This window comes from Acinetobacter sp. TYF_19 (genome assembly GCF_043105125.1).
In the GTDB taxonomy this organism is placed as follows: domain Bacteria; phylum Pseudomonadota; class Gammaproteobacteria; order Pseudomonadales; family Moraxellaceae; genus Acinetobacter; species Acinetobacter johnsonii.
This window is the reverse complement of the sequence record NZ_JBICLH010000010.1, coordinates 1-2,706: the sequence shown is the minus strand read 5'-3', so window position 1 is coordinate 2,706 and position 2,706 is coordinate 1. Positions and strand designations below refer to the sequence as shown.

General features: G+C 43.5%; 1 protein-coding gene and 1 pseudogene. Both read left to right on the top strand.

Annotation, left to right across the window (positions count from 1 at the left end; translation table 11 throughout):
* Nucleotides 1–1,416, top strand: a pseudogene (locus tag ACF8FD_RS00370) (hypothetical protein); the annotation flags it as partial.
* A 52-nt stretch (nt 1,417–1,468) separates the two neighbouring features.
* On the top strand, nt 1,469–2,706 hold a 1,238-nt coding region (locus tag ACF8FD_RS00365; RefSeq protein WP_392452826.1), incomplete at its 3' end, for a hypothetical protein.

Genomic DNA, 2,706 nt, shown 5'->3' with positions numbered 1-2,706 from the left:
ACCTATGTTGATAAACTCGGCTCACTTTATCGCAATCCGTCGGTGACCACGGGTGTGGGGACTGTTTCGGGTCAAATTCATTATGGTAATGGTGCTATAGAGCTATCTGCATGGGATGTGGAAGGTGAAAATAACCCTATGCTTGAAACATTGGTCACTCAGCTTGAAAAGGTTCAGACCAATCAAGTGTCATACCGTGCACCAATGATCCCAATCCGGGCGCAGTCCTTAACTTTGTCCGCCACCAAGGTGGAAGGCGGTGTACTGAATATCACGCCCGATGGTTCGGGTACTATTGATACAGTGGATTGTGATGGTTTCTTTAACTTTGACCAAGGCTATGGCCAGTTTGTTTTTCGTCAAAAGGTTGAAGTGACCAGTACCAACCGTGCTGAAATTATGGCGCAGGATTGGTATGTGGCTGAGCTGGAATATACCAAGGATGGTAAGCAGTGGATTCACAAGCCCATCATGGTACTGCCTGAAACCATCAAATATAGCGCAGTGGGTTATAGCTATATCCCGATTGATGCTGAACTTCTGGGTCTATCTGCGGTACGTTTACCGATTGATGGCCGTGTTCCAATTTTCCGATCGGGTGAGATTGGGATTGTCAGCGCGAGTAAGTCGCAGGAATTCCCCGACTATGTGGCAGGGCAAACTTATCCATTGAATGATGTGAGGATCTCCTGGTGTGAACTTGAGGATGCCGATGGTATTAAAATTCCATTTGATATGTATGTGGTTGATTATGACTACGGCAAAGTGACTTTAAACGGTGATTTTGCCTTAGGTAATTTAACTGGACCACTGACTGCAAAGTATCGCTATCAAGATATGGGTTTGGTGCGTGATGTTAAAATCAATGGGCAAATTACCTTCACTAAACCACTGACGCACAACTATGATCCGACCAATACGATTGTGGGCTCAGTGTTGGTGATTGGTGATATGAAAGCCAGATATACACGACTGTTTGTTCAAGGGACATGGAGCAGTGAGTGGAGTGATGAGCCCGTGGGTGAGCCTGTATCAGCTAATTATAACGATACTTTTTACCCCATTGATGTCACAAACAAGGGCAGCATTCAAGAGCGCTGGTCACTGGTATTCACAAGCAACACGACATTTCGAATCATTGGTGAGATTTCAGGTTTTATAGGAACCGGAGAGACAAATTCTCACTGCTCTCCAATCAATCCCACCACGAATGCCCCATATTTCACTATAAAGAAGGAGGGCTGGGGCAGTGGATGGGCAAGTGGTAATGCACTTCGCTTTAACACCATTGCAGCCAATCACCCGATTTGGGTGATTCGTACGGTGAAGCAATCGGAACCTACCGTATTGTCTGATTCGTTTCAAATCATGCTACGTGGTGATATTGACCGCATTATTCAAAGCATAGCTGCTTAATTTTTAATTCAAATATGACCGCCTCGGCGGTCTTTTTTATGGGTAAAAGGCCATGGTAACAAATAAGACAGTGAAGTTTTTTACATCAGACAACAGTAATGCACCTCAATTGCAAAATGCTTCAGGCTCATTGATCACTTTGCTTGATGCTTGCTTAGTGACAGGTATTCAGGTGGGGGTTATTAACTCACTCTCTAGTACTGGACTTGAAGCAACTGCTGTATTTGGATTACCTCATAACCTTAAAAAATATCAGGTCGTCAGAGTGAGTGGTGCAACACAGGCTGAATACAGTGGCGACTTTAAAATTAAGCAAGTGGTCAATGCAACGACCATTAAGTTTGAATTGAATAGTGTGGCGAGTGTTGCGAATGCCTCGGGCACGATTAATTGCATGCTTGCACCATTAAATTGGGATAAGCCTTTCTCGAGTTCAACAGCATTAGGAGGAGGGCGTGCTGCATATCGTTCAAAAGATGAAACTTTGCCAAATCGTCCCTTTCTACGTGTGGTTGATGAGCGTATCTCAAGCTACGGCATTAACTACGCCAAATATGCAAAAGTAGGTATCGTTGAGGAGATGACCGGTATTGATGTGATGCAGGGTGTACAAGCCCCTTATATTGCATCAGCCACAACACGAAACTGGAATCCAACAGGAAGTGGGGTCAATATAAAGAATGGTTGGGCTAAGTGGTATTACTACACACTGGGAGAATATAACGTCGACTCAACGAGCTTAGTTGATTACGAGACAGAAAATAGATCTTGGATGGTGATTGGTACGGAGTCGGCATTTTATATTCTCAATGGTGTTGATAATCAAAAAAATATTTCTGATGAAGAAAAGGAGTTAGCATTTTGTTATGGGTTTGGTGCTTTTAACCCTATAGCAGATGATGATTTATTTACGCATTATTTATTAGCAAGTAATGCTTGGGAGATTGCCCAAGGTGCTCAATATCGAATGGAATCTTATACACGAGATGTGGTGCTTGGGTCTGAAGACTACGCTAACACAACATCAGGTCGTAGTGTTTTTTTGCAGAGAGGTTATAAAAAATCTGCGTACGCTCAAGCAACTTGTCGCAAGGTAACACTAGAACCTGGAACCAATACAGTAAGCGGGGGTTCTACTTCTTACGTAGTAAACTCTGATGTGTTTGGTGGTGTGGTTATTCAAACCCCTTTGGTACTTGAAGTCACAGCATCATCCCAAGCGCATCCACGTGGTTTTTTACCCCTGATTAAGACGATTCCCCATAAAGCCCATTACAACAACGTACAGTT